At 62.7% G+C, this 23,881-nt stretch carries 20 protein-coding genes and 1 tRNA gene; 14 read left to right on the top strand and 7 right to left on the bottom strand.

The window, feature by feature from the left end:
• Positions 1-95: 95 nt before the first annotated feature.
• The 14 genes from PSV40_RS01385 (at position 96) to PSV40_RS01320 (ending at position 17,181) form a co-directional block, all read left to right on the top strand.
• Positions 96-1,553, top strand: coding sequence for an AAA family ATPase (locus PSV40_RS01385; RefSeq protein ID WP_300533346.1), 1,458 nt, complete (start codon positions 96-98; stop codon positions 1,551-1,553).
• A complete protein-coding gene (gene mshL / locus PSV40_RS01380; RefSeq protein WP_300533344.1) occupies positions 1,550-3,325 on the top strand; it encodes a pilus (MSHA type) biogenesis protein MshL in 1,776 nt (591 codons plus the stop codon). The genes PSV40_RS01385 and mshL overlap by 4 nt, the downstream gene beginning before the upstream one ends.
• Positions 3,322-5,037: a tetratricopeptide repeat protein gene (locus PSV40_RS01375; protein ID WP_300533342.1), complete on the top strand. Its 1,716-nt coding sequence runs from the start codon at positions 3,322-3,324 to the stop codon at positions 5,035-5,037. The genes mshL and PSV40_RS01375 overlap by 4 nt, the downstream gene beginning before the upstream one ends.
• Positions 5,034-6,749, top strand: a complete 1,716-nt coding sequence (locus tag PSV40_RS01370; protein WP_300533341.1) for a GspE/PulE family protein — start codon at positions 5,034-5,036, stop codon at positions 6,747-6,749. The genes PSV40_RS01375 and PSV40_RS01370 overlap by 4 nt, the downstream gene beginning before the upstream one ends.
• Entirely contained in the window at positions 6,749-7,951 is a 1,203-nt protein-coding gene (locus PSV40_RS01365; RefSeq protein ID WP_300533339.1) for a type II secretion system F family protein, read from the top strand. Before PSV40_RS01370 ends, PSV40_RS01365 begins: the two co-directional genes overlap by 1 nt.
• Positions 7,952-7,953: 2 nt before the next feature.
• A complete protein-coding gene (locus PSV40_RS01360) occupies positions 7,954-9,519 on the top strand; it encodes a hypothetical protein (RefSeq protein WP_300533337.1) in 1,566 nt (521 codons plus the stop codon).
• Entirely contained in the window at positions 9,516-10,148 is a 633-nt protein-coding gene (locus tag PSV40_RS01355) for a hypothetical protein (RefSeq protein ID WP_300533336.1), read from the top strand. Before PSV40_RS01360 ends, PSV40_RS01355 begins: the two co-directional genes overlap by 4 nt.
• 13 nt (positions 10,149-10,161) lie before the next feature.
• Positions 10,162-10,749, top strand: a complete 588-nt coding sequence (locus tag PSV40_RS01350; protein ID WP_300533335.1) for a hypothetical protein — start codon at positions 10,162-10,164, stop codon at positions 10,747-10,749.
• Positions 10,730-11,632 (top strand): type II secretion system protein, encoded by a 903-nt coding sequence (locus PSV40_RS01345; protein WP_300533333.1) that lies wholly within the window; start codon positions 10,730-10,732, stop codon positions 11,630-11,632. Before PSV40_RS01350 ends, PSV40_RS01345 begins: the two co-directional genes overlap by 20 nt.
• On the top strand, positions 11,575-12,252 hold the full coding sequence (locus PSV40_RS01340) for a response regulator (RefSeq protein ID WP_300533332.1): 678 nt from the start codon (positions 11,575-11,577) through the stop codon (positions 12,250-12,252). The genes PSV40_RS01345 and PSV40_RS01340 overlap by 58 nt, the downstream gene beginning before the upstream one ends.
• A complete protein-coding gene (locus tag PSV40_RS01335; protein ID WP_300533330.1) occupies positions 12,249-13,412 on the top strand; it encodes a hypothetical protein in 1,164 nt (387 codons plus the stop codon). The genes PSV40_RS01340 and PSV40_RS01335 overlap by 4 nt, the downstream gene beginning before the upstream one ends.
• A gap of 76 nt (positions 13,413-13,488) precedes the next feature.
• Positions 13,489-14,151 (top strand): type II secretion system protein, encoded by a 663-nt coding sequence (locus tag PSV40_RS01330; protein ID WP_300533328.1) that lies wholly within the window; start codon positions 13,489-13,491, stop codon positions 14,149-14,151.
• Between the two features lie 307 nt (positions 14,152-14,458).
• A complete protein-coding gene (locus tag PSV40_RS01325; RefSeq protein ID WP_300533326.1) occupies positions 14,459-15,466 on the top strand; it encodes an ABC transporter substrate-binding protein in 1,008 nt (335 codons plus the stop codon).
• Positions 15,433-17,181, top strand: coding sequence for a PAS domain S-box protein (locus tag PSV40_RS01320; protein ID WP_300533324.1), 1,749 nt, complete (start codon positions 15,433-15,435; stop codon positions 17,179-17,181). The genes PSV40_RS01325 and PSV40_RS01320 overlap by 34 nt, the downstream gene beginning before the upstream one ends.
• Before the next feature lie 35 nt (positions 17,182-17,216).
• Here PSV40_RS01320 and PSV40_RS01315 read toward each other — a convergent pair.
• From PSV40_RS01315 to PSV40_RS01285, 7 genes are all read right to left on the bottom strand, one after another.
• Positions 17,217-17,290, bottom strand: a tRNA-Gly gene (locus PSV40_RS01315).
• 53 nt (positions 17,291-17,343) lie between these two features.
• Positions 17,344-17,676 (bottom strand): DsrE family protein, encoded by a 333-nt coding sequence (locus tag PSV40_RS01310; RefSeq protein ID WP_300533322.1) that lies wholly within the window; start codon positions 17,674-17,676, stop codon positions 17,344-17,346.
• A gap of 104 nt (positions 17,677-17,780) precedes the next feature.
• Positions 17,781-19,274: an NAD-dependent succinate-semialdehyde dehydrogenase gene (locus PSV40_RS01305; protein WP_300533320.1), complete on the bottom strand. Its 1,494-nt coding sequence runs from the start codon at positions 19,272-19,274 to the stop codon at positions 17,781-17,783.
• A gap of 39 nt (positions 19,275-19,313) precedes the next feature.
• Entirely contained in the window at positions 19,314-20,618 is a 1,305-nt protein-coding gene (gene gabT, locus PSV40_RS01300; RefSeq protein WP_300533319.1) for a 4-aminobutyrate--2-oxoglutarate transaminase, read from the bottom strand.
• Positions 20,619-20,666: 48 nt separating this feature from the next.
• Positions 20,667-22,112, bottom strand: a complete 1,446-nt coding sequence (locus PSV40_RS01295) for a gamma-aminobutyraldehyde dehydrogenase (RefSeq protein ID WP_300533317.1) — start codon at positions 22,110-22,112, stop codon at positions 20,667-20,669.
• 52 nt (positions 22,113-22,164) lie between these two features.
• Positions 22,165-22,980, bottom strand: a complete 816-nt coding sequence (locus tag PSV40_RS01290; RefSeq protein ID WP_300533315.1) for an ABC transporter permease — start codon at positions 22,978-22,980, stop codon at positions 22,165-22,167.
• On the bottom strand, positions 22,970-23,872 hold the full coding sequence (locus tag PSV40_RS01285; protein WP_300533313.1) for an ABC transporter permease: 903 nt from the start codon (positions 23,870-23,872) through the stop codon (positions 22,970-22,972). Before PSV40_RS01285 ends, PSV40_RS01290 begins: the two co-directional genes overlap by 11 nt.
• Positions 23,873-23,881 lie beyond the last annotated feature (9 nt).

Below are 23,881 nucleotides of genomic sequence, written 5' to 3'. Positions count from 1 at the left end.
TGTCGACGGATCCTTTTCGCATTACACCCGACACAGGACTCTTCTTTACCGGAGGCCAGCGTGGCGACATCCTTGAGGGATTGATCGTTGCTTCCATGCATGACGAGGGAATCGTCAGTGTGGTGGGTGAAATCGGCATGGGAAAAACCATGCTCAGCCGCATGTTGCTGGAGCGGCTGCGGCCCTTGCCGTCGGACACGGTTTACCTGGCCAACCCAGTTTTTGACCGCGACGAAATTCTGGGCGCCATTGCCCGCGACCTGATGCCCGAGCCGCCGCAGGGCAACCGGGCGCACATGCTGGCGGCGCTGGAATCCGTGCTCATCGAGCGTTACTCCCAGGGCCGGCGCGTGGTGGTCGTGATCGATGAGGCGCACAGCATGCCGGCGACCACGCTGGAGGAAATCCGCCTGCTGTCCAACCTGGAAACGACACAGAACAAGCTCCTGAAAATAGTGCTGTTTGGCCAGCCCGAGCTGGACGAATTGCTGGCCGCACCGCAACTCAGGCAGGTCAAGGACAGGATCAGCCACCGGTTTGAACTGCAGCCGCTCGATGCCCAGGATGCGTCGGCCTACCTGATGTTTCGCCTGCACAAGGCCGGGTGGAAGGGGGGCGAGCTGTTTGACGCCGCCGCGTTGCGCCTGCTGGTTCAGGCCTCCGAGGGGCGTACACGCAAGCTCAACATGCTGGCCGACAAGTCCATGCTGGCGGCGTATGCGGAAGGTGTGCCGCAAGTGGGTATCGACCAGGTGCGCCGCGCGATCGGCGACAGCCTGCCGACCACCAGGCGCGCCACGCTGTTTGCCGCAAACACAGCCAGCGGCAACTCTGCAGCCCTGTGGCGCAGGTTTGCGCCGGCAGGCTTCGGGGTGCTGGTCGCCTTGGGCGTCGGATATCTTTTGGGCAGCGGAAAAAACATGGACAGGAATGAGCGCGTGGCCATGACCCAGCCGGTAACGCCGCTGGTTTCCGAGGCGGCTTCGATTCCGACCACAAGCCCGCCGCCTTCGCTGCCATCCGGGCCACACTCGCCGTCGCAGCTTGTCCCGGTCGCTCAGGCGGCTCCCAGTCCCGTCCTGCCTGTGGCCGTAGCCCCGCCGACCCGCCCTGTCACCAGTCCGGCCTCTGCGGTCCCGGTGCCCCCAACGCCTGCAGCCGGAAAAGCGTCGATCGCGGAGCCCGCGCTGGTTGCGAAGCTGAAGGACAACTCGCTGGCCGTTCGCATGCAGGCCACGGACGAGTTCATCGCTAAACTGTCCAGCAAGGGGTTCACGGTTCAATTGCTGTCCCAGCGCGCCCCCCGGGATGCCGAGGTGCTGGCCATGGCCAATGAAGTCCAGGCTGCGCTGGACGGCGCTGCGCAGCCCGCCGCGCCGGTGCTCGTCCATAACCGGCTCTACCAGCGCCAGCTCTTTCACGCTCTTTATGCGGGGCACTTCGAAACCCGCGCGGACGCCCTCGAGTTCATACAATCTGCGCCTGCTGCCATCAGACGCTACAACCCGGTTGTGCGCAGTCTCGACGCCATCCGTAAGGAACCTGTCCCTTGAAAACGCATTGCCCCGTCTGGAAGCCGGCCTTGCTGGCCGCACTGGTGCTTGCAGGCTGTGCAACGCCGCCGCCGCCCTTGTCCAAAGGACACCTGGCCGAGGAGCCAGGCACGGTTCCGCCACTCGCCCAGGCGCCCAGCGACGTCGTCAGCATCCCCCCGCTTTCGGCCGGAGCGCCGCGTCTGCCCGCCCCCCGGGCGGTCAAACCGCAGGAAACCTACAGCGTGGTGGTCAGCAACGTCAACGTCCAGACCCTGCTGTTTGCCTTGGCTCGCGATGCCAAATTGAACCTCGATGTTCACCCGCGCATCACCGGCACCGTCACGCTCAATGCGCTGGACCAGACGATTTCCGAACTGCTGGATCGCATTGCGCGGCAGGTGGACATGCGTTACGAGCTGGAAGGCAAAAACTTGTTCGTGTTGCCCGACACGCCGTTTCTGCGCCTGTACAAGGCCGACTACCCCAACATCTCCCGCGATTCGGTCAGCAGCACGGGCTCCGAGTCGCAGGTCGCGACCACCGGACAGGGCACCGCCTCGGGTACGGGCAACTCCTCGTCCGCATCGATTCGCAATACGTCCAACAACCGGTTCTGGGTCACGCTCACGGAAAACATCCGTGACCTGCTCCGGGAAACCGACAAGGTCATTGAAACGACGGCCGCCGCCGCACCTGCTACGGCGCCCGCGGCGCCGACACCTGTGGCCTCTGTGGCCGGGGCGCTGGGTGCTGCCGGCCGAGCCATCACCGGCACTGCTGCGCCAGCGGCTGCCGCGCCGCAACCGCTTTACCGCGAGGCCGCATCGGTCATTGCCAATCCGGAAACGGGTGTGATCAGTGTTCGCGCCACGGGCAAGCAGCATGCGCGCGTGCGCGAGTTTCTCGACCAGGTCGTCGGCAATGCCAGGCGCCAGGTGTTGATTGAAGCCACGATTGTGGAAGTGGCGTTGAGCAACGATTACCAGCAAGGGATTAACTGGTCGTTCATCCGGAACGCGGTCTCCACACCGCTGAGCCTGGTGATGGCCGCCGGCGGCGGAACAGCCCTGTTGACGGGCGTCAATCCAGCTTCTCTTGGTACCTTTACCGCCCAGAAATCCTTCGGAAAAACCGATATTTCTGCGACCGTGCGTCTGCTCGAATCATTCGGCAAGACCCGCGTGCTTTCCAGTCCCAAGGTCAGTGTCATGAACAACCAGGCCGCGCTGCTCAAGGTGGTGGACAACAAGGTGTATTTCACGATCTCGGTGACGCCGGGCACGCCAGGCTCACTTGGTGTGGCCCCCACTGCAGCGGTTTACACCACCACCATCAACACCGTGCCGGTGGGCTTTCTGATGAACGTGACGGCCCAGGTCGGTGACGACGATGAAATCACGCTGAACCTGCGTCCGTCCGTGTCCCGGATCATGAGTTATGTCAATGATCCGAGTCCCGCGCTGGCGACAGCTGGTGTCACCAACCGGATTCCTGAAATACAGACGCGCGAGTTCGAGTCCATCATGAAGGTGCGGGACGGCGAGACCGCGGTGCTGGGTGGCCTGATGCAGGACGACCAGAGCAACGCCACGGACCAGATTCCCGGCGTGGGCAATGTGCCGGTCGTTGGCGAACTGTTCAAGGTCCGCAGCAATCAGTCCAACAAAAGCGAACTGGTCATCTTCCTGCGTCCCACCATCCTTCGCGACTCGAGCATTGATGGCGACGCCTCCTTTATCCGGAGTCAGCTGTCCATCGGCACACCGGTGCCTGTGGGGCGCCGGCCATGAGCTTGTTGCTCGACGCGCTCCGCCGGGCAGAGGAGGACTCCCGCAAGCGCAAGCTGGACGCATCTGCGACCGGCGCCGGCCCGACGCCCATGGCGCCCGTGGGGGGCACGCCCGCGGATCAGGCCCAGGCATCCGGCGCCGAGTTGACCTTGCAGGCGCAGACGCCGCCTTCATACCCCACCCCGGAGCCGGCCGGGGCTGATGCGCATGCTTCCATGGCGCCACAGGCACCGGCGTCCGAGACGGATTTTCCGGATCTGACGCTGGTCTCGGACCAAGCCGCTGCCCCCGCGCCGTTGCCGCAAGCCACGCCTGTGACCTCGGTCGCCGACCCCCGGACGCCGATTCAGTCCTATGGACGTTATGCCAGACCAATCGGCGCGGAAGCCGGCCAGAGTACGGGTCCTGTCGCCGGGGGCTGGGCCGCCGCCCAAGTGGCACGCGAACCGGTGCGCTCCTCAACGGGGTCCTTCGCCGGGCCAGCTCCGGTGTCCCAAGCCCCAGAGGCAACGCCGACCGCGGCGGGGCCCCTGGACCGGGCCGCGCCCCTGGCGGGAACCACACAGCGCCAGGCGATCTCGGCCGCGAGCGCGATGGCGGGTGCCGGCGCCCGCAAGGTGCCGAACAGGGCTCAGCGACGGCAGTGGCTGCTGGCTGCCGTGGCGCTGGTGGTGGCTCTGCCCCTGGCCGCTTTTTTGCTGTTTGGGGATGCGCTTTTCGGGTCCTCCAGCACACTGCTTGCGAGCAAACCCATCGTGCCAGTCGTCGCCCCACAGGTCGCTGCGCCTGAGGCATCCCCGGCGCCCCCAACCGATACTGCCGCACCCGGCAATCTGCCCGCTGCGGCCAGCGAAACAACGGCGGTTGCCGGGGCAGACAGGGGTGCCCCTGCCGCCGCACAGCCGGTGGCCGGCATGGTCCCGTCGCCCGCGCCAGGGGTGGCTGGCGGCCCAACCCGCACATCTTCTGGCCCGGTGCCTGTGACGTCTCGTCCCCGCGTAGTGGCGCAAAATTCTGCACGCACCACCGCGGCCAGGCAGGCGCCCACCAGCGGCGACAGCCGCGGTGGGGCGGATGTCGCCGCCGGCGGACCGGGCGTGGCATTGCGTCCCAATGCCGCAAAACCTGCCTCGCTCATGGACGCTGCCTATGCGGCCTACCAGGCGGGCAAGACCACGGAAGCCACCCGGCTCTATCAGGAAGTTCTCAGGGCCGATCCGACCCAGCGTGATGCCTGGCTCGGTCTGGCCGTCATTGCACATGCCAGCAACCAGCGCGAACCGGCCATGGATGCCTACAAGCGGGTCTTGCGCCTGGAGCCGCAAAACGCCACGGCACTCGCCGGCCTCAGCAGCCTGATCACCAACGCGGGCGAACCCCAGCAGGAGTCCAGGCTCCGGGAAATGCTGGCCCGGTCGCCGCAGGAGGCCGATCTGAACAATGCCCTGGGGCTGGTCCTGTCCGGCGAAAAGCGCTGGTCCGAGGCGCAACCCCTGTTTTTCAAGGCGCATTCCGCAGCGCCCCAGGAGCCGCAATTCGCCTACAACCTGGCGGTGACGCTGGACCACCTGAGAAAGTCCGGTCTCGCGGCCCAGTACTACGAAACCGCGATCGGGCTGGCCCAGGGACGGGCCTCGGGGTTTGACGAAACCAGCGCGCGCACCAGGCTGGCCGCATTGAAGGCGGGCGCGGTTGCGGGGGCGTCCCGATGAACGCCAAACTCGACGTCTACAACCCGACGTCGTTTTACCTTGAGCTCGAGCGCAGCGGCCTGATCACACACGACCAGGCCGAGATTGCCTGGACCGAGCGTGAAAAGCGCGGCGGCTCTTTCGGCGACATCCTGGTCAGCCTGGGCATGCTGTCGCTCGATGACCTCACGGCCATCATGGCGGCGGCCAGTGCCACAGAAGCCATCCGCCTCGACGACATGGTCCCCGACGACGGGGCGATCAAGCTGATTCCGAAAACGCTGGCGCAGAACTACGACGTTTTCCCGGTCGGCTTTGACGACGAGAGCCGGCAACTGACGGTGGCCATCAGCGACACCAACGACGTCGTGGCCATGGACCAGTGCCGCTCCGCCGTGCCTGCAGATATTTCACTGCGCTGGCGGTTGGCGTCCAAGGCTGACATCAAGGCCGCCATCGACCGCTTCTATGGTTATGTGCTGTCCATCGACGACATCCTCAAGGGGCTGCGCACCGGCAAGATGGACGACAGCGCACTGTCCATGCGCGGCGCGGAGGCTTTTGCGCACCCGATTGTCCGGCTCATCGATGCACTGCTGGCCGATGCTGTGCTCGAAGGCGCTTCCGACATTCACTTCGAACCCGAAGAGGGTTTCTTGCGCATTCGCTACCGCATTGACGGCGTGATGCGGCAGGTCAGGGTGCTGCACAAGCAGTACTGGCCGGCGTTGTCGGTCAGGCTCAAGGTCCTGTCGGGCATGGACATCGCCGAGACGCGTGCACCCCAGGACGGGCGTATTTCCATGGTCATACGTGGGCACGATGTTGACTTTCGCGCCGCCGCGCAGCCGACCATCCATGGTGAGAACTTCGTGCTGCGGGTGCTCGACCGGCGCAAGTCCATCGTGCCCATGGACAAGATGGGGCTGCCTGCCGACCGCATGAACACCTTGCGGCTGATGCTGGCCCGGCCTTACGGCATCATCCTCGTGACGGGGCCGACCGGCAGCGGCAAGACCACCACGCTGTACTCCATCCTCAATGAGATGAACACCGAGAGCGTCAACATCATGACGCTGGAGGACCCGGTCGAATACCCGATGGCGCGTATCCGCCAGGCCTCTGCCGCCGACAACCCCAAGATGGACTTTGCCAACGGCATCCGCTCCATGATGCGGCAGGATCCGGACATCATCCTGGTCGGCGAGATCCGCGACCACGAGACGGCAGAGATGGCTTTTCGTGCCGCCATGACGGGCCACCAGGTGTTTTCAACCCTGCACGCCAATTCAGCCGTGCTGGCCATTGCCCGGCTGCTGGACCTGGGCATTCCCGTGAGCGTGATGACGGGCAACCTGATCGGCATCGTCGCGCAGCGCCTGGTGCGCCTGCTGTGCCCCAAGTGCAAGGTTGCCTATGAAGCCGGCGATGTTGAAAAGTCGCTGCTGGGCGTTGCGCACCATCTGCCGTTGACCCTTTACCGCGCCGTGGGCTGCGCCCACTGCAAAAACCAGGGTTACAAGGGGCGAACCAGCATCATGGAGCTGCTGCGTTTCGACATGGGCCTGGACGACCTGCTGTCGCGCAACGCCCGCACGCCCGAGCTGCTGGCCCACGCGCGCAGCAATGGTTTCACCACCATGGCCGAAGACGGGCTGGGCCGCGTGCTGGCAGGCACAACCTCGCTTGAAGAGGTGGCCCGCGTGGTGGACCTGACCCGGTTGGCCAACTGATGCTGGAGTTCAACTACCGCGCGATCACGGCCGAGGGCCGGACCATCTCGGGGCGCCAGTCCGCCACCAGCGAGTCGGACCTGGAAGCGCGCCTGGGCCGCATGCAGCTGGAGCTTCTGAAAGCCACGCCGGTACGGGCCGTTACGCTGTTTGCCCGCAAGAAGCTGGAGAGCAAGGAGCTCATCAACATCTTCATCCACATGCAGACGATGAGCCATGCAGGTGTGCCCTTGTTTGAATCGCTGATCGATTTGCGCGACTCTGCCGACACACCCACCGTGCGACGTTTTATCTCTGACCTGGTAGACCGCATCGAGGGCGGCGCCAGCCTGTCGGAGGCGCTCGAGCAATCGCCTGCAGGCATCGACAAGGTCAACGTCAACCTGATTCGTACCGGCGAAGCCACCGGCAAGTTGCCGGAAGTGCTGGCCGAGCTCGTGGAAAGCCTGAAGTGGTCGGACGAAATTGCCGCGCAGACCAAAAAATTGCTGATGTACCCGGTGTTTGCCGGCACCGTGGTGCTTGGCGCCGTTGGTTTTCTGATGATCTACCTCGTGCCACAGTTGATCGGTTTCATCAAGAACCTGGGCGGAACGGTTCCCATCCAGACACGCGCGCTGGTGGCTTTTTCCGGCTTTCTGGTCAATTACTGGTACACCATTCCCCTGGTGATTTTTCTAGTTGCAGCCACGTGGATCACGGCGGTGCGCCTGTCGCCGGCGGCCAGGCTCTGGGTGGACAGTGCCAAATTGCGGGCGCCCATCTTCGGCCCCATCCTCAAGAAGATCATCATGGCGCGTTTTGCCAAGTCGTTTGGCCTGATGTACAAAAGCGGCGTCTCGGTACTCGACGCGCTCGGGTTCTGTTTAAGTCTTTCGGACAACGCCGCCTATCGAAAGGCCATCAGCGGTGCAGCGCTGAGCATTTCCCAGGGACAGAAGGTGTCGGACTCCTTCGCCGCAACCACCTTGTTTCCGGCGTTGGTTGTTCGCATGATCCGGGTTGGCGAAAGCACGGGTGGCCTGGACAAGGCGCTTGAAAACGTCAGTTATTTCTACACCCGCGAAGTCAACGATGCCATTGAAAAGCTGCAGGGGCTGATACAGCCTGTGCTGACGCTGGTGCTGGGCGGCATGATCGCCTGGATCATGTCTTCCGTGATGCTGCCAATCTACGACCTGATCTCCAAGGTCAAGTTCTAGCCATGCTGGACTTCGCCCTCGTCATTGCGCAGCAGTCGGTCCATCTGTACCGGCTGAGCGGCGCCCGCGCCGAGCCTGTGGCGGCAGCGGGTGTGGATGTTGACCCCGTCGCCTGGGTCGCTGCCCACATGCCCGCGCGCGGCAACTGTTCGCTGGTCAGCGACATCATGGACGAGGCCTATATACGCAACGTCTTGCCGCCCATCTGGCTGGCCGGCACCCGGCAGCAACTGCTGCAACGCCGGCTGCAGCAGCAGATGCGCGACAACCCCTACCGCGCCGCCGTGCTGGTTCCCTCCGGCTCGTGGCGACCGCCGACCCGTGTCAGCCTGATCGGCATGGGGCAAAGCGAGCGCATCGCCCAATGGCTGGCCGCCCTGACGGCGCACCACATTCGCGTCAAGGGCTTGTGGCCGCTGTCGGCCCTGATCGCGCTGGAGGTCCGGCAGAAGTTGCCCCGGCGGCCGCGCACCGATCCGCTGGTGCAAGGCCCCCCGGCGCCACCGGAGCCCGCCAGCCTTCGGCCTATCCTGGCCCTGGTGGCCACCCCTGCCGGTTTGCGGCAGGTGCTGGTTCGCGGCAAGACCCCGTTGTTTTCGCGGCTGGCCCTGAGTGTGGGCGAAGGCAGCCTGTCGGCGGCCTTTGTGCTGGCCGAAGCGCGCAGAACCGTCCAGTACCTGATTTCACAGGAATGGCTGGGCAGCGCGGACCAGCCGGTCGCCACGCAGATGTGGTTGCCGTTTGACGACGAGCAGGCCCTCGCGGAGGTTGGCAGTGACCCCGCACTGGACGTGCAATTTATTGAAGGTGTGACCGACGCTTATGCCCGGCTGCTGCCGCGGATCAAGTCGGCCTCTGCACAACTGCAATTTTTGCCGGACGAGTCACGCACGCAATGGCGCGCTGCCCAGATCGCCGCCGGTGCGAAGTACGGCGGCATCGCGGCTTTGGCCCTGGCTGTCTTGTGGTCGGCAGACTTGTTGTGGCTGTCCTGGGGCAAGCGCAACCTGGCCCAGGAGCAACTGGCGCGCGCAGCGGTCATCAATCAGCAGGCCAGCCAGGAAGTCCTGCGCGCCAAGGGCGACCTGAGCCAGGCCGGCCTTGCTGTGGCGGCGGTGCAGGCCTGGCAGCAAACCCTCGCGTCGCAGCCCGACCAGTTTGCCGGTCTGCAGCATCTGGCCGGTGCACTGAAGGGTGCACCGGGGGTGGAAGTGCAAAAAATCAGCTGGACACTGCCGCGTTTGCAGGTGCAAGCCGCCGGCGCGCCTCCTGCTCCTGCCCAGCCTTTTGGATGCCCCAAGGTGGTTGATGCCGCTGCAGCTGCTGCGGAAGCTGCCAAACCCGCCCTTGCCTTGCTGAGCTTCTCCGCGGCGCTTCCCCTGGCATTGACACAGCGGCAGGCACTGCAGTTGCAGGACGGCTTGCTTGCTGGTTTGAATACGGGAGGCTGGTCGGCCTTTTTGCTCAAGTCCACCGTAACGTTGGACCCGGTGCAGGTCCAGACCGGCACGCTGGGCGAGGTGGGCGCACGCACGCTGGACCTGTGTCTGGAGAAGGTTGCGCCATGACCAACCAGCAAGAACCGAGCAGCGTCTGGCGCATGGCCGCCCGGCCGCTTGTGCTGGGGGCAATCATGTGTACCGTTGCTGCGTCGTTGGCCGGTGGCGCAAGCTGGCTGGCCGACAGTATTGCCTTGGAAGCGGCCCAGGCCGAGGCGGCACTGAACGCGGCCAACCTGTCGCTCGAAAACACGCAGTCGGACCGGGCACGTCTTGAGGAGAACCTGCAGATGTTTGACAAACTCAGGCAGTCCCGCTTTGCTCACAGGCCCGACCGCCTTGCGATGCTGGAAGCGCTGGAAGTCGCTGCCCGTGATATGCGAAAAGTCACTGTCTTATGGGAGCTCGGTGCACAGGAAAAGCTCAAGCCACTGAACGATGACAAGACCGGGGTAACGGTGGCCCACTTGGTGCGGGTACCGATGAAACTCAGTGCCAGCACGATTCATGAGGAGGAATGGCTACAACTGCTGGCGCGTCTGCAGGGTAGTAGCGGCGGTTATTTCACAGCAGATAGCTGTACCTATCTGGGGAAGAAATTCAGTTTGGGCGAAAGGTCCACGATGGCCTTGGATGCGCAATGCAGTTTGTCATGGTTGTATGTGGTAGCTGAAGGCGTAGCGCCGAAAGCACCATGAAAGCGGGCATGTCATGACAGCTTTGCTGCCAGTCCGAAGCTGGCTTATGTTATGGGTGCGGGGTGCGGTCTGTGCCGTGATCACGTTGGGTACTTGTTCGGCAATGGCGCAAGCTGCTGGTCCCCTGCTAGCGGCTCCGCAGGCTAACTTCACTTCCGACACGCTGGGCTCACTTATCCTTTCGCCATCCCAGCGACGCAACCTTGAAACATTACGGAATACTGCCGACAACCCGGATGCCGGCATTCAAGTGTTGCAGAAAGATCCTTCCATTGATGTGTCGCCGGGTTTGCCCGATGCTTTGGTCGTCAGTGGCGTGGTGGTCCGTTCAGGCAACCGCAGCACGGTGTGGGTCAATGACCAGCCGATTTATGGACGAGGTGCAGCCAATCCCTTGCGCACGCTGGCGGGTCGGGCGGGTGTGTTGCAGTCCGGGGGCCATGACATGCAACTCAAAGCCAGGCCGGGGCAGGTGATTGATGTGCCTTCGGGGCAGGCGGTAGATTTGTTGCCCCCCGGGGCTATCCGGATCATTCCGCCGAAGGCTGGGGTGGGTGTCAGTATTAGAAGGAGTAAGGAAAATGAATCATCCCCCCGCTGATAAAGTGCTTCTACCTGCTGTTTTCAGACTGCGTCAGCGCGGGTTTAGCCTGATAGAAATTGCTTTGGTACTTGTGATCGTTGGCTTGGCGCTTGGCGGAATTATGGCGGCGCTTGGGCCACAGCTTGAAAACAGGAAAGTTGGCGATACCCAGGAGCGCATCAAGCAGGCTTCAGACGCCATCATGGCGTTTGCGATGGTGAATCGGAGGCTGCCTTGTCCTGCTACTGCGGTTAGCGCCGGACTTGAAGTGGTATCCGCAGGCGCGGCAGGCACGCGGGGTCAATGTGCCAATCCGAACGACGGTTTTGTACCAGCTCGTACCCTGGGCCTTGGTGAACAGGGGCCTGACGGGCTGATGCAGGATGCATGGGGTTTTGGCCTGCGCTACGCTGTTGATCAGCGGGCATATATTGGGGCTGGGCACAACCCAGCCGTGACAAAAAAGGATTGTTCGGTAGCCGGGGCGCCCTGCTATCCGTTTACACAGGTCGATGGGCTTAAGAGCGCTTACTACTTGGACGGTGTGCCCGCTGCAGTTTCTGCGGCCGAATTCTTTCCTTCATTTGTTGCCACTACAGGTATTCCAGTGGGTCAGCTGGAGGTTTGTACCACCGTCACTGGTATCACGGCGACCAGTTGCGGGACTGCAGTGCGTTTAGCCCAGGCCGGTTTCGTAGTCTGGTCCACGGTGCGCAATGGTGCTGAGCTTCCTGGTGGGGGTGGCGCGGATGAGTCTGCCAACCTGGACAATGACCCGGTGTATGTGTTTCATCCGCGCTCGGAACCTGGTGCAGCTAACGGCGCCTTCGATGATATTTTTCTATGGCAACCGACAAGTGTCATTGGAAGTGGCTTGATAAAGGCTGGGGTGTTGCCTTAACAATGCCAGTTCACCACACCGTTCTTATTGTCGAAGACGACGCATCTCTTCGCGACTGGTGGTGCGGCTCGCTCGAAGACATGGGTTACGACGTGCTTTCGGCGGGCTCTGCTGCTGAAGCGCTGGTGATTGCCCGGCAGGCGCAAGCGCCGTTTGACCTCGCCTTGCTTGACTTGGGCCTTCCGCCTCATCCGAACGAGCCAACGGCCGGTCTGGAGTTGCTGCGTCTGCTCATCCTGGAGCGGCCTTCGCTCAAAGTGGTGGTGCTGACCGGCCAGGACGAACCTTCAGTCGCGCTCACGGCGATTGGGTTGGGTGCGTTTGACTTTCTAAACAAACCCGCCAGCAGCCAGCGCCTGCGCGAGGCTTTGGCCCGTGCCGTGCTGTTTCTGCAGGCTGAACAACAGCTGAGCACCGACGGACAGGCGCGCATGACATTGACTGCACCGATTGGGGAAGGCGTCAGGGAGTTCGGCGAGGCAGCGCAGGAAAAATTGGTGCGTTCGGTGCTGACCGACAGTCAGTTCAATGTGGCACAGGCTGCCCGCAAGCTGGGGCTGACCCGGGAGCACCTGTACTACTTCATGAAAAAGTTCGGTATCGAAAGAGCGGCGTCGTGACAGATCTTTACGATGCCGCGGTGGCACTGGTGGTGGCTGGTTTGAGCGTGGGCTTCACCATGGTTTGGCTGCGCCACCTGAGCCGCCTGCATCGCCAGCGCATGGACCAGATGCTGGCCTTGCGCGAGGCCTTGCATGATGACTTGCTGGGCACGCTGGTCCTGCATCAGCGCACGCTTGCGCAGGTAGGCCTGATCAGCATGGATTGGCAAGGGAACTGGTATGGCTCGCCGGTGTTCACCCGAATGGGGCCGCCCATTCCTGCCCTGGTGCATGGGGCGGCGGCGACCGATGCGCGGGGTCAGCGGCGGTTTGATGATCGCGTCCTTTGTCAGAGCTTTCAGTTTGACGATATTTCGCTGGACTTTCGCATCGGACTCAAAGGTTTGCGCGGTGAGCGCCATCTGTTTGCCGTGCAGGCCGCCGAGGTGCTGTTTGCCATGCTTCAGGGCGCCTTGGCGGCCCGTCAGCTTGCACTGGTGGCAGCGGTCAGCCAGCGTGCGCGGGTAGGCGTTTTTCTGCAGCACGACATGCGCAACCTAGCGCAATGGGTACAGCTGGTGGCAGAAGACTTTGCGGCGGCACAGGACGACCAGACGCTGATGGTCCGCGCGCGGCGGTTGCGCAGCAATGCCGCCCTGGCGGCCAACCGGGCAGAGCGCATGGCGAAGGCCTTGCTCAATCCCACCTGGCAGCCATCACTCTCAGCGCCGCTAACCTCGCGGGAAGATCCCGAGGCTGCGCCCATGCTGGATCTGGATGAACACATCCGCCAGGCCGGAGAATTGCACCAGGTCGAGATCGAGCTCGAGGGCGGTGCCTGGTTGCAGTGGGACGAGCAGGCACTTGCGACAGTGCTCGACAACGTGCTGGGCAATGTGTCCACCTTGTCGCGCGAGCGCCTGCTGCCGGCACACTGCAGGGTACGGGTGATGGAAGAAGGGCAGGACATCGCTGTCCATTTCGAAACGCCTCAGTTGCCGCTGGAGATTCCGTTGGACAGGCTTTTTGAGCCTTGGGCGACGTCCGGGACGGTTAACAAGGGTTTGGGCATGTACCAGGCGCGCAAGCAGGCCCTTCAGGCGGGCGGCAACCTCTACGCAGAGCCCTTGGGCCTGGGGGTGCGTATCACGCTGCGCATGCCTTGTAAAAATTCCTGACTCCCCTAGCTTTAAAACAAAAGATACATTTAATTACCGATGCATCCCGCGTCGCGTAATTATTTTGGAGTCATCAATGAAAACATTGAAAAAACAGGGCGGTTTCACTTTGGTGGAAATCGCAATCGTTCTGGTGATTGTTGGCTTGCTGCTGGCTGGTGTTCTCAAAGGCCAGGAGCTGATTGAAAGCTCAAGGATCAAGAACATGGCAAAGGACATGAGCAGCATGACCGCAGTCGTTACCAGCTACCAGGACCGTTACCGTGGTCTTCCCGGCGATGACCTTACTGCGGCGAATATCGCAGACCGCGGCTGGACCAGCGCTCCGGCGCTTACCGCTGTCGCTGCATCCGATAGTTTGATAGGCGCTGCCGGCTCCAACCCGTTCCTGAACACTGCAGCGGCGATACTTCTGGAAAACAGGCAAGCCATTCGAGCACTGCGCTACGCTGGATTTCTGGAAGGCAACTCAACGGATACGGGGCCGCTGTTAAATGCAGCAGGCGGTCAAATTGGTCTGACCAATGGCGTCTTTGGTTTTGGCGTCCGGAATGTTGTATGCCTGAGCGGCTTGACAGGCAAGCAGGCCGGCGCATTGGATCGAATGCTTGATGACGGTGTCAGCAACACCGGGGATGTTCGTGCACTTGTTGCCGCTGCACCTCCTGCTGCAAATGCCGGAGCATCCAGCCCTTATGTTGAGGCCACTGCGGGCTTCGTTCTCTGCAAACCTCTCTAACAGGAGCGATAAGAAAAGACCGGGCGTTTTGCCCGGTTTTTTTTATTTCCGATTGAACTTCATGAACGCGATGCTCGAATTTACGCAGCTAAGCTTGAATCCCGAAGTGCTGGAGCCGGCTTCTGTGGAAAACTAGGTCCGCCTGGTTGTTCTGCCGTTGCTGTCCTGAGTACCCGCTTTGTAGATCCGTGGCAGCAACCCCGCTCCGGCCATGTACAAAAGCTATCAAAAGAAGAGCATTGTCTGCGCCATCGGGAGAGCTACTTTCTCTCGGAAAAAGACATACGCATGCTAGACTGAAATCACGATGTTTCTCTCGAGCCGCTTGCCCAAGTCCTTGCTGAATCCGGTGAGGCCGCTGGTGGCGGTTATGGCCATTTTTCCGGTCATTGCCCTCTGGGTTTTTTGCACCAGTCAGGTGCATGCCGCCCCCGACACCAAAGCACCCGAACGCGTCACCCTGCAGCTCAAGTGGCTGCACCAGTTCCAGTTTGCCGGTTATTACGCTGCCCTGGCCAAGGGCTTTTACCGCGATGAAGGCCTGGACGTCACCATTCGCGAGGGCGGTGCAGACCGGCCGGTGATTGCCACCGTTCTCAAGGGCGACGCGCACTACGGCATTGGCGATTCGGACCTGCTGATCGACCGCATCAACGGGCAGCCGCTCGTGGCGCTGGCGGCGATATTTCAGCACTCGCCTTATGTCCTGATGAGCCGGGCGGATCGCCAGATTCGCGTTCCCAGCGATCTGGTCGGCGCCAGGGTCATGCTTTCCGACGGTCAGGGCAGCATCCAACTTCGCGCCGTGCTCAAACGCGAGGGCATCGACCCCCAGCGCGTCAACATCCTCCCCCAGACCTGGAAGCTCGAGGACCTGATCGAGGGCAGGGTAGATGCCATGTCAGCGTATGCCACGGTGGAGCCCGCCTTGCTTCGCGCCCGCGGCGTGGCGCCTGCGATCATGCGCAGCCTGGACTATGGCGTAGATTTTTATGGCGACATTCTCTTCACGACCGAGGCCCAGGCAGCGAAAGCGCCCGAGCGTACCGCCGCCTTCCTGCGTGCCACCCGCAAGGGCTGGGAATATGCCTTCAACCACGAACAGGAAATCGCCGATCTGATCACGGGCATGAAGGGCGTCCGGCAGCGGGGGCTGACCCGCGCGGCCCTGCTGGGCGAGGCGATGCAGATGCGGCCTCTGGTGTTGCCCGATCTGGTGGAGATCGGGCACTCAACCCCGGCCGGCTGGAGTCCATCGCGCGGACGCTGGCGAGCCTGGGCATGGTCAAGGCGGACTACTCCCTGGCGGGGTTGATGTTCGAACCGCGGTCGGGCCTGCATCCTTCCCAGGCGCGTTGGCTGGCCGGCTCGGTTGTTGGCGTCGCCGCCCTGCTGGCCCTGGTGCTGCTGTGGAACCTGCAGATGCGCCGCAGTGTTCGCGATCGCACCCGGCAGCTGCAGACCGAGGTGTTGCGGCGGACTGAGGCGCAGCAGCAGCTCAAGGTCAGCCAGGACATGGTTCAGCTGATGTTCGGCACCGCTGCAACAGGCATCGTGATGAACACGCCTGACGGACGCTTCCTGATGGCCAACCCGGCCTACTACGCCATCGTGGGTTACACCGAGGCCGAGTTGCAGGCCATGGACACGCGCGAGTTGACCCACCCCGACGACCGGGTTCGTTACGCCGCGCAGAGGGACCGGATGCTGGCCGGCGAGCTGGAGAGCTTCTCGGATGAAAAACGTTATGTGAAAAAGGATGGCACCGCCGTGTGGGTTCATTCCACGGTGTCCATGGTGCGGTCGGCGTCGGGGGAGGCCACGCACGTCATCTCGGTGACCGAAGACATCACGGAGCGCCGGGCTATCCAGTCCAAGCTGCGCCAGAGCGAAGCCTTGCTCAGGATTGCAGGGCGCACCGCGCGGATAGGCGGCTGGATGCTGGAGCTGTCCTCGGATCATGTGGTCTGGTCCGACGAAGTCTGCAAAATCCATGAGGTGCCGCCCGGAACCACGCCCTCCCTGCAGGAAGCCTTGCAGTTTTATGTGTCGCCTGAGTGGCGCGGGAAGATGGAAGCGGTTATCGAAGCGTGTATCGACAGCGGAACGCCGTTTGATGAAGAAATGGAAATCATTTCTGCCGGCGGGCGCCGGGTCTGGGTCAGGGTGATTGGTGAAGTGGTGCGCGACGACAGCGGCCATGTCATCCGGCTCCACGGCTCGACCCAGGACATCACCGAACGCAAACAGGCCCAGGAAAGCATCCTGCGCCTCAATGCCGAACTGGAGGAACGGGTGCGGCAGCGTACATCGCAACTCGAGGCCGTGAACCGCGAGCTCGAAGCGTTTTCGTATTCGGTGTCACACGACCTGCGTTCCCCGCTCAACACGATTGATGGATTCAGCCAGTTGCTCGAGCGCATGGCCAGGGACAAAGTCGGTGAGCAGGGCAGGCACTACCTCAGCCGCATCCGTGCCGGCACCCGCCAGATGGGCGAGCTGATCGAGGGTCTGCTGTCCCTGGCGAAGCTGGCGCGCGACCCGCTGCGCGCCGGGACAGTGGATATTGCAAAAATCGCCAGGCAGGTGGTCCAGGCGTGCCGCGAGCGCGAACCGGAGCGCGCGGTGGATATCCACATCCAGGAGAAGCTGCTCGCGCTGGGTGACCAGTTGCTGCTGTCGGTGGTGATCCAGAACCTGCTGGGCAACGCGTGGAAGTTCACGTCCCTGCAGCCGTCGGCGCGCATCGATGTGGGCTGCCAGACGGGAGAAGACGGCGAAGCTGTCTATTTCGTCAGGGACAACGGTGCCGGCTTCGACATAGCATACGCCGACAAGTTGTTTGGAACCTTCCAGCGGCTGCATTCCTCCACGGACTACGCCGGCACCGGCATCGGGCTGGCCACCGTCAAGCGCATCATTGACCGGCATGGGGGCCGGGTCTGGGCCAAGGCTGCCGAGGGGCAGGGGGCGACGTTTTACTTCACCCTTGGCGCAGTGGTGGTTGACAGTCCGGCGGTCGCCGTGTGAGGTGTGTGCCGGCAGGGGCCGGGCACGGAGAGATGTGGAGCGGGTGATGGGAATCGAACCCACGCTATTTGCTTGGGAAGCAAAAGTTCTACCATTGAACTACACCCGCATTCAGGCTGGAAGCTCAGCCGATTATAAAAGTGAACTGACGGCGAAAAACGCTCAGGGCCGCAAATAAGCCCAGCCTTCGCCCTGCTTTTTCATGATTTCAGTCACGCCGGCCGGCACATAACTGATAGCGGGCAGCATGTCTTCCCGGCTCAGCTTCTGCGCGCGCAGGGTGTTTTCGCAGGCCACTACTTTGACGTTGGCCTTCATGGCGTCAGCGACGCGCGAGCCGACGGAGGATTCGAGCTTGAGCATGTTGATCCCCGGGCCGTAGACCACCATTTCGATGTCCACATTGGCGGCGCCCACGTCGTCCTGCAGGTTTTTGGCGTTGTTCAGCGCCAGGTTCCATTTGGCCGGGTCATTGTCGCTGACCTGGATCACCATTTTGTGACGTTTTTGGCCTGTAGCCCCCGTCCCCTGGGCGCCGCCAGCTACTAAAAATGTAGCGCCTGCGACGGCGGCACCGGCATGGATAAAAAGCCGGCGGTTCATTTGAGGATGTCTCCCAGGCACAGGTATTTCATTTCCAGGTACTCTTCCATGCCGTGGCTGGAGCCTTCGCGGCCCAGGCCTGACTGCTTGACGCCGCCGAAAGGCACGTGTTCGGTGGCGATCACGCCGGCGTTGATGCCGACCATGCCGTATTCGAGCGCCTCGGCGACCCGGTAAATGCGGCCGATGTCGCGGCTGTAGAAGTAGCTGGCCAGGCCGAACTCGGTGTTGTTGGCCGCATCAATGGCTTCCTGCTCGTGTTTGAAGCGGAACACCGGCGCAAACGGGCCAAAGGTTTCTTCCTTGGCGCAAAGCATGTCGCCGGTCGCTTCCGAAATCACGGTGGGCTCGAAAAACTGGCCGCTGAGCTTTTTGCCGCCGGCCATCAGCTTGCCACCCTTGGCAATGGCGTCGTCCACATGGCGCTGCACTTTCTCCACGGCCGCGTCCTCGATCAGCGGACCCTGGACCACGCCTTCCTCGAAGCCGTTGCCGACCTTGAGCAGCTTGACCTTGGCGGCGAATTTCTCGACGAACTGGTCGTACACGCCGTCCTGCACATAGAGGCGGTTGGCGCAGACGCAGGTCTGGCCGGCGTTGCGGTACTTGCTGGCCATGGCGCCATCGACGGCCGAGTCCACGTCGGCATCGTCGAACACGATGAAGGGCGCGTTGCCGCCCAGCTCCAGCGCGAGCTTCTTGATCGAGGGCGCGCTCTGCGCCATCAGGATGCGGCCGACTTCGGTGGAGCCGGTAAAGCTGATGTGGCGCACCACGTCGCTTGCGCAGAACACCTTGCCGGCGGCGATGGAGTTGTCGCTGTCGGCAGTGAGCACATTGAGCACGCCGGCCGGGATGCCGGCGCGCACTGCCAGTTCGGCCGCGGCCAGGGCCGTCAGCGGGGTCAGTTCGGCTGGCTTGATGACCACGGGGCAGCCGGCGGCCAGGGCTGGCGCGACCTTGCGGGTGATCATGGCCAGCGGGAAGTTCCACGGCGTGATGGCCGCACAGACACCGATGGGTTGCTTCAAGACCATCAGGCGGCGGTTGTTGTCGAACTGGGGCAGGGTTTCGCCGTTGACACGTTTGGCCTCTTCGGCAAACCACTCGACAAAACTCGCTCCATAGGCCACTTCACCCTTGGCTTCCGCAAAAGGCTTGCCCTGCTCGGCGGTCATGATGCGGCCCAGGTCTTCGACATTGGCCATCAGGAGCTGGTACCACTTGAGCAGGATGGCGTGGCGCTCCTTGCCGGTCTTGCTGCGCCAGGCGGGCCAGGCGGCGTTGGCGGCGGCGATCGCGGCTTCCGCGTCCTGGGCGCCGAGGTTGGCCACGTCAGCGAGTTTGAGGCCGGTGGAGGGGTCATTCACGTCAAAACGCGAACTGCCCTTGACCCACTGGCCGTTGATCAGGGCGTCGGTCTTGAGCAGGCTGGGGTCTTTCAGGAGGGACAGGGGTGCGGCTGTGGCTGTGGCTGTGATTGAGTTCATGGTGGCAGATGAAAAGTTGTGGGAAGTCTGTGTTGGCCATTATCGTTGCAGGGCCAGGCAAGTCGCCAAAGCGGCTTCCAGCATCTGGAGGCCTTCATCCACCACTGCATCGCTCGCGGTCAAGGGCACCAGAATCCGCACGACATTGCCGTAGGTTCCGCAGGACAGCAAAATCAGCCCGCGGCGCGTGGCCTCTGCGCACAGGCGTTTGGTTAGATCGGCATCGGGGTGGCGCACGTCGCCGTTCTTGCACAACTCAATCGCGACCATGGCGCCCATGCCGCGCACATCGGCGATGCAGGGGTTTTGGGCTGCCAGTGCTTGCAGGCGTGTGGTCAAGCGTGCGCCCAGGGTCTTGCTGCGCTCCAGCAGGTTTTCTTTTTCAAATACCTTGAGCACGGCCAGTGCGGCGGCGCAACCCAGGGGGCTGCCAGCATACGTACCGCCCAAGCCACCGGGGGCTGGCGCGTCCATGACTTCGGCACGGCCCACCACCGCCGAGATGGGGAAGCCGCCTGCCATGGACTTGGCCATGGTGATCATGTCGGGTGCAACACCGCTTTGCTCCATGGCAAACCAGGTGCCGGTGCGGCCGGCACCGGTTTGTATTTCATCGGCAATCATCAAAATACCATGCTGATCGCAAAGTGCGCGCAGGCGTTGCAGAAATTCCGGCGAGGCCACATTGAAACCGCCTTCGCCCTGCACCGGTTCCACAATGATGGCGGCCACCCGGTTGGCCTCAATGTCATTTTTGAAGATGCTCTCTACGGATGCGATGGCTTCGTCCACGCTGACGCCATGCAGCGCATTGGGAAACTGGGCATGGAATATTTCTGCGGGGAACGGGCCAAAGCCGGTTTTGTAAGGCGCTACTTTGCCGGTCAGGCCCAGGGTGAGCAGGGTGCGCCCGTGGTAGCCGCTGGTAAACGCGATGACGCCGGAGCGCTGGGTGTAGGCGCGCGCGATTTTGATGGCATTTTCCACCGCTTCTGACCCTGAGCTCAGCAACAGGGTCTTCTTGTCAAAGTTGCCAGGTGCCAGTGCATTGATTCGTTCTGCCAACTCTACATAGGGCTCATACGCTACCACCTGGAAGCAGGTGTGAGTGTAGTTGTCGAGTTGCGCCTTTACAGCGGCAATAATTTCAGGGTGACAGTGCCCCGTATTGAGCACTGCAATGCCCCCCGCAAAGTCGATGTAGCGTCGGCCTTCCACGTCCCACACCTCGGCGTTTTCGCCGCGTGCGATAAAAACTTCGTGGCTCTGGCCCACGCCCCGTGGTACTGCGGTTCTACGGCGGGCCATGAGGGCGGCGTTGGTTGGGGTGCTGGCAATGGTCATCGTGTGCTTTTCACTTGAGGAGTTGTCTCTCTGTGCCTGGGTTATGCGTTATGCGTTGTGTTTGACCATGACATGGCGCACGCAGCTGTAGTCTTCCAGCGCATACACCGACATGTCCTTGCCGTAGCCGGAATGTTTCATGCCGCCGTGCGGCATTTCCGACACCAGCATGAAGTGGGTGTTGACCCAGGTGCAGCCGTACTGCAGGCGTGAGGCAATGTTCATGGCGCGACCCACGTCGCTGGTCCACACCGAACTGGCCAGGCCGTATTCCGAATCATTGGCCCAGGCCACAGCCTGCTCCGCGTCCTTGACGCGCGTGATGGACACCACCGGGCCAAACACCTCACTGCGCACAATTTCGTCGTCCTGCAAGGCACCGGCCACGACTGTGGGCTTGTAGAAAAAGCCTTTGGTGCCCCAGGCGCTGCCACCGGCGGTGATCTCCACATGGGGCAGTTGGCTGGCGCGGTCCACAAAGCTGGCCACGCGGTCGCGCTGGCGGGCCGAGATGAGTGGCCCCATCTCGACGCCGGGTTCCTGTTGCAGGCCCAACTGGATGCCGGACACCGCGCTGCTGAGGTCGGCCACCAGACGCTCATAAATCTTGTCGCTGGCGTAGACACGGCAGGCGGCGGTGCAGTCCTGACCGGCGTTGTAGTAGCCAAAGGTACGCAGACCTTCGACCACGCTGGCAATGTCCGCATCGTCCAGCACGATGACCGGTGCCTTGCCGCCCAGTTCCAGATGGGTGCGTTTGATGCCACGTGCGGCGGATTCCATGATTTTGCTACCCGTGGAGACATCACCGGTGAGCGAGGCCATGCGGATGCGCGGGTCGCGGATCAGCGGCGCGCCCACCGTGTCGCCCCGGCCGCACACGATGTTGACCACCCCCGGTGGCAGGATGTCGGAGAGCAACTCGCCAAAGCGCAGAGTGGTGAGCGGTGTCATCTCCGAGGGCTTCAGTACCACGGTGTTACCCATCGCGATGGCCGGGCCCAGCTTCCAGGCCGCCATCATCAACGGGTAGTTCCACGGTGCAATGGACGCCACCACGCCCAGCGGGTCGCGCCGGATCATGCTGGTGTGGCCCGCCAGGTATTCGCCTCCCAGGCTGCCGGACATGTTGCGGATGGCGCCTGCAAAAAACCGGTACACATCGGCAATGGCCGGAATCTCGTCGTTGCGGGCGGCGCTCAGGGGTTTGCCGCAGTTCAGGGACTCCAGCATGGCGAACTCGTCACCGTGGGCCTCCACGGCATCGGCAATTTTCAGTAGGTAGGCGCTGCGGTCCTTGGGGGTGAGTGCGGCCCAGTCAGGAAAGGCGGCGTGGGCGGCGTCCACGGCCTGGCGCAACTGGTCCGCGCTGGCTTCGCGCACTTCGCACAGCACTTCGCCGGTGGACGGGTTGAGCACGCTTTCGGCCCGGCCTTCGCCGGTGACACTGGTGCCGTTGATCAGGAGTCGGGTGGGAAATCGTGTTGCAGCCATGGTGGAGAGTCCAGAGGATTGAGGGTAATGGGATGCTTGGTTCAGCGGGCAATCAACGGGCGTTGGGGCTGGCTTCACCGTCGCGGGTGAGGCGCCAGGCCAGCAGAATCAGCGGCATGGTGATGAGCATGATGGCCAGCGCCACCACGTTGGTGATGGCGACTTCGCGGGGGCGGCCCAGTTGCCCCATGAGCCAGATGGGCAGGGTTTGGTCAGCTCCGGCGGTAAAGGTGGTGACGATCAACTCGTCCACCGACAGCGCAAAGGCCAGAATGCCGCCGGCCAGGAGCGCGGTGCTGAGCTGCGGCAGGATGATGTAGCGCAGCGTGGTGAGCGTGTCGGCCCCCAGGTCCATGGAGGCTTCCCACAGGCGATCGGGCAGGCGGCGCAGGCGGGCCACCACGTTGTTGTGCACGATGACCACGCAGAAGGTGGCGTGGCCAATCACAATGGTCCAGTAGCCGGGGTTCACTTCCATCATCTTGAACGCCGACAACAGCGCAATGCCGGTCACGATGCCGGGCAGGGCAATCGGCATGATCAGCATGGTGGTGAAGGCGTCCTTGCCAAAGAAGCGGTCGCGGTTCAGGGCGGCGGCGGTCAGCGTGCCCAGCACCATGGCAATCACGGTGGCCATGGCCGCGACCGAGAGTGACAGGGCAATGGCCTCATGGATATCGGTGCGCTCCAGCGCGCGGTAAAACCAGCGCAGCGTCAGGCTCTGGATGGGGAAGCTGTAGCCGCTGTCATCGCTATTGAAGGCATACAGTGCGATGAACAACAGCGGCAGGTGCAAAAAAGCCAGCCCCGCATAGGCGGCCACCCGCAGCAGGCTGGGGCGACGCCAGGTCTTTGGGTTAGAGTGCATTGAATGCTCCCAGTCGGCGTGCCATCGCCAGGTAAATGGTGATCAACACGATGGGGACGCAGGTAAACGCCGCGGCCATGGGAATGTTGCCAATGGTGCCTTGCATGGTGTAGACCATGTTGCCGATGTACAGGCCGGGCGGCCCCACCAGTTGCGGAATGATGTAATCGCCCAGCGTGAGCGAAAAGGTGAAGATGGAGCCCGCCACCACCCCCGGGAAGGCGAGCGGCCACAGCACGTGGCGAAAGGTCTGTAACGGCCGGGCGCCCAAATCACCCGAGGCCAGCAGCAAATTGGCCGGCACGCGCTCGATGGCGGCCTGGATCGGCAGCACCATGAAGGGCAGCCAGATGTAGGTGAACACCAGAAAACGCCCCAGATTGGAGGTCGCCAGGGTGTCGCCACCAATCACCGGGAGTTGCAGCACCGCCTGTAGTGCGCCGCGCCAACCCAGCGCATCCAGCGCCCAGTAAATCACGCCGCCTTGCGCCAGCAACACGGTCCAGGCATAGGCCTTGACGATGTAGCTCGCCCACATGGGCAGCATCACGCCAACAAAGAAAAAACCTTTTTCTGCCGGGCTGGCATGGTGGGCCATGTAATAGGCCATGGGGAAACCGATCAGGACGGTGCCCAGGGTGACCGCGATGGCCATGCCCAGCGTGCGCAGAACGATGTCCAGGTTGGCGGGCACCAGGAGGCCTGCGAAATTGGCCGTGGTGAATTCAGCCACCACCGACATGCTCATGTCGTCAAAGGTAAAGACGCTCTGGCTCAGCAGGGTGAGCAGCGAGCCCACGTACACCACGCCAAACCACAACAGGGGCGGGGTCAGGATCAACAGCAGCGTGAGTGTGCGCCGCTGGTAAAAAAAGTTGGAGAGTGCGCGCATGGCAGGGGC

It is taken from the genome of Polaromonas sp. (assembly GCF_029945925.1).
Lineage (GTDB): Bacteria > Pseudomonadota > Gammaproteobacteria > Burkholderiales > Burkholderiaceae_C > Polaromonas.
Note: the sequence above shows the minus strand (reverse complement) of the source record. Positions and strands in the feature narration are given on the sequence as shown.

What these genes read in the sequence shown, in the direction of transcription:
- PSV40_RS01320 (WP_300533324.1), top strand. Translation starts at nt 15,433, where the DNA reads ATGGTCAAGGCGGACTACTCCCTGGCGGGGTTGATGTTCGAACCGCGG.
- PSV40_RS01285 (WP_300533313.1), bottom strand. Translation starts at nt 23,872, where the DNA reads ATGCGCGCACTCTCCAACTTTTTTTACCAGCGGCGCACACTCACGCTG.
- gabT (WP_300533319.1), bottom strand. Translation starts at nt 20,618, where the DNA reads ATGACCATTGCCAGCACCCCAACCAACGCCGCCCTCATGGCCCGCCGT.
- PSV40_RS01360 (WP_300533337.1), top strand. Translation starts at nt 7,954, where the DNA reads ATGCTGGACTTCGCCCTCGTCATTGCGCAGCAGTCGGTCCATCTGTAC.
- PSV40_RS01375 (WP_300533342.1), top strand. Translation starts at nt 3,322, where the DNA reads ATGAGCTTGTTGCTCGACGCGCTCCGCCGGGCAGAGGAGGACTCCCGC.
- PSV40_RS01290 (WP_300533315.1), bottom strand. Translation starts at nt 22,980, where the DNA reads ATGCACTCTAACCCAAAGACCTGGCGTCGCCCCAGCCTGCTGCGGGTG.
- PSV40_RS01370 (WP_300533341.1), top strand. Translation starts at nt 5,034, where the DNA reads ATGAACGCCAAACTCGACGTCTACAACCCGACGTCGTTTTACCTTGAG.
- PSV40_RS01365 (WP_300533339.1), top strand. Translation starts at nt 6,749, where the DNA reads ATGCTGGAGTTCAACTACCGCGCGATCACGGCCGAGGGCCGGACCATC.
- PSV40_RS01295 (WP_300533317.1), bottom strand. Translation starts at nt 22,112, where the DNA reads ATGGCTGCAACACGATTTCCCACCCGACTCCTGATCAACGGCACCAGT.
- PSV40_RS01310 (WP_300533322.1), bottom strand. Translation starts at nt 17,676, where the DNA reads ATGGTGATCCAGGTCAGCGACAATGACCCGGCCAAATGGAACCTGGCG.
- PSV40_RS01350 (WP_300533335.1), top strand. Translation starts at nt 10,162, where the DNA reads ATGACAGCTTTGCTGCCAGTCCGAAGCTGGCTTATGTTATGGGTGCGG.
- PSV40_RS01340 (WP_300533332.1), top strand. Translation starts at nt 11,575, where the DNA reads ATGGCAACCGACAAGTGTCATTGGAAGTGGCTTGATAAAGGCTGGGGT.
- PSV40_RS01305 (WP_300533320.1), bottom strand. Translation starts at nt 19,274, where the DNA reads ATGAACTCAATCACAGCCACAGCCACAGCCGCACCCCTGTCCCTCCTG.
- PSV40_RS01385 (WP_300533346.1), top strand. Translation starts at nt 96, where the DNA reads ATGCATGACGAGGGAATCGTCAGTGTGGTGGGTGAAATCGGCATGGGA.
- PSV40_RS01355 (WP_300533336.1), top strand. Translation starts at nt 9,516, where the DNA reads ATGACCAACCAGCAAGAACCGAGCAGCGTCTGGCGCATGGCCGCCCGG.
- PSV40_RS01325 (WP_300533326.1), top strand. Translation starts at nt 14,459, where the DNA reads ATGTTTCTCTCGAGCCGCTTGCCCAAGTCCTTGCTGAATCCGGTGAGG.
- PSV40_RS01345 (WP_300533333.1), top strand. Translation starts at nt 10,730, where the DNA reads ATGAATCATCCCCCCGCTGATAAAGTGCTTCTACCTGCTGTTTTCAGA.
- PSV40_RS01330 (WP_300533328.1), top strand. Translation starts at nt 13,489, where the DNA reads ATGAAAACATTGAAAAAACAGGGCGGTTTCACTTTGGTGGAAATCGCA.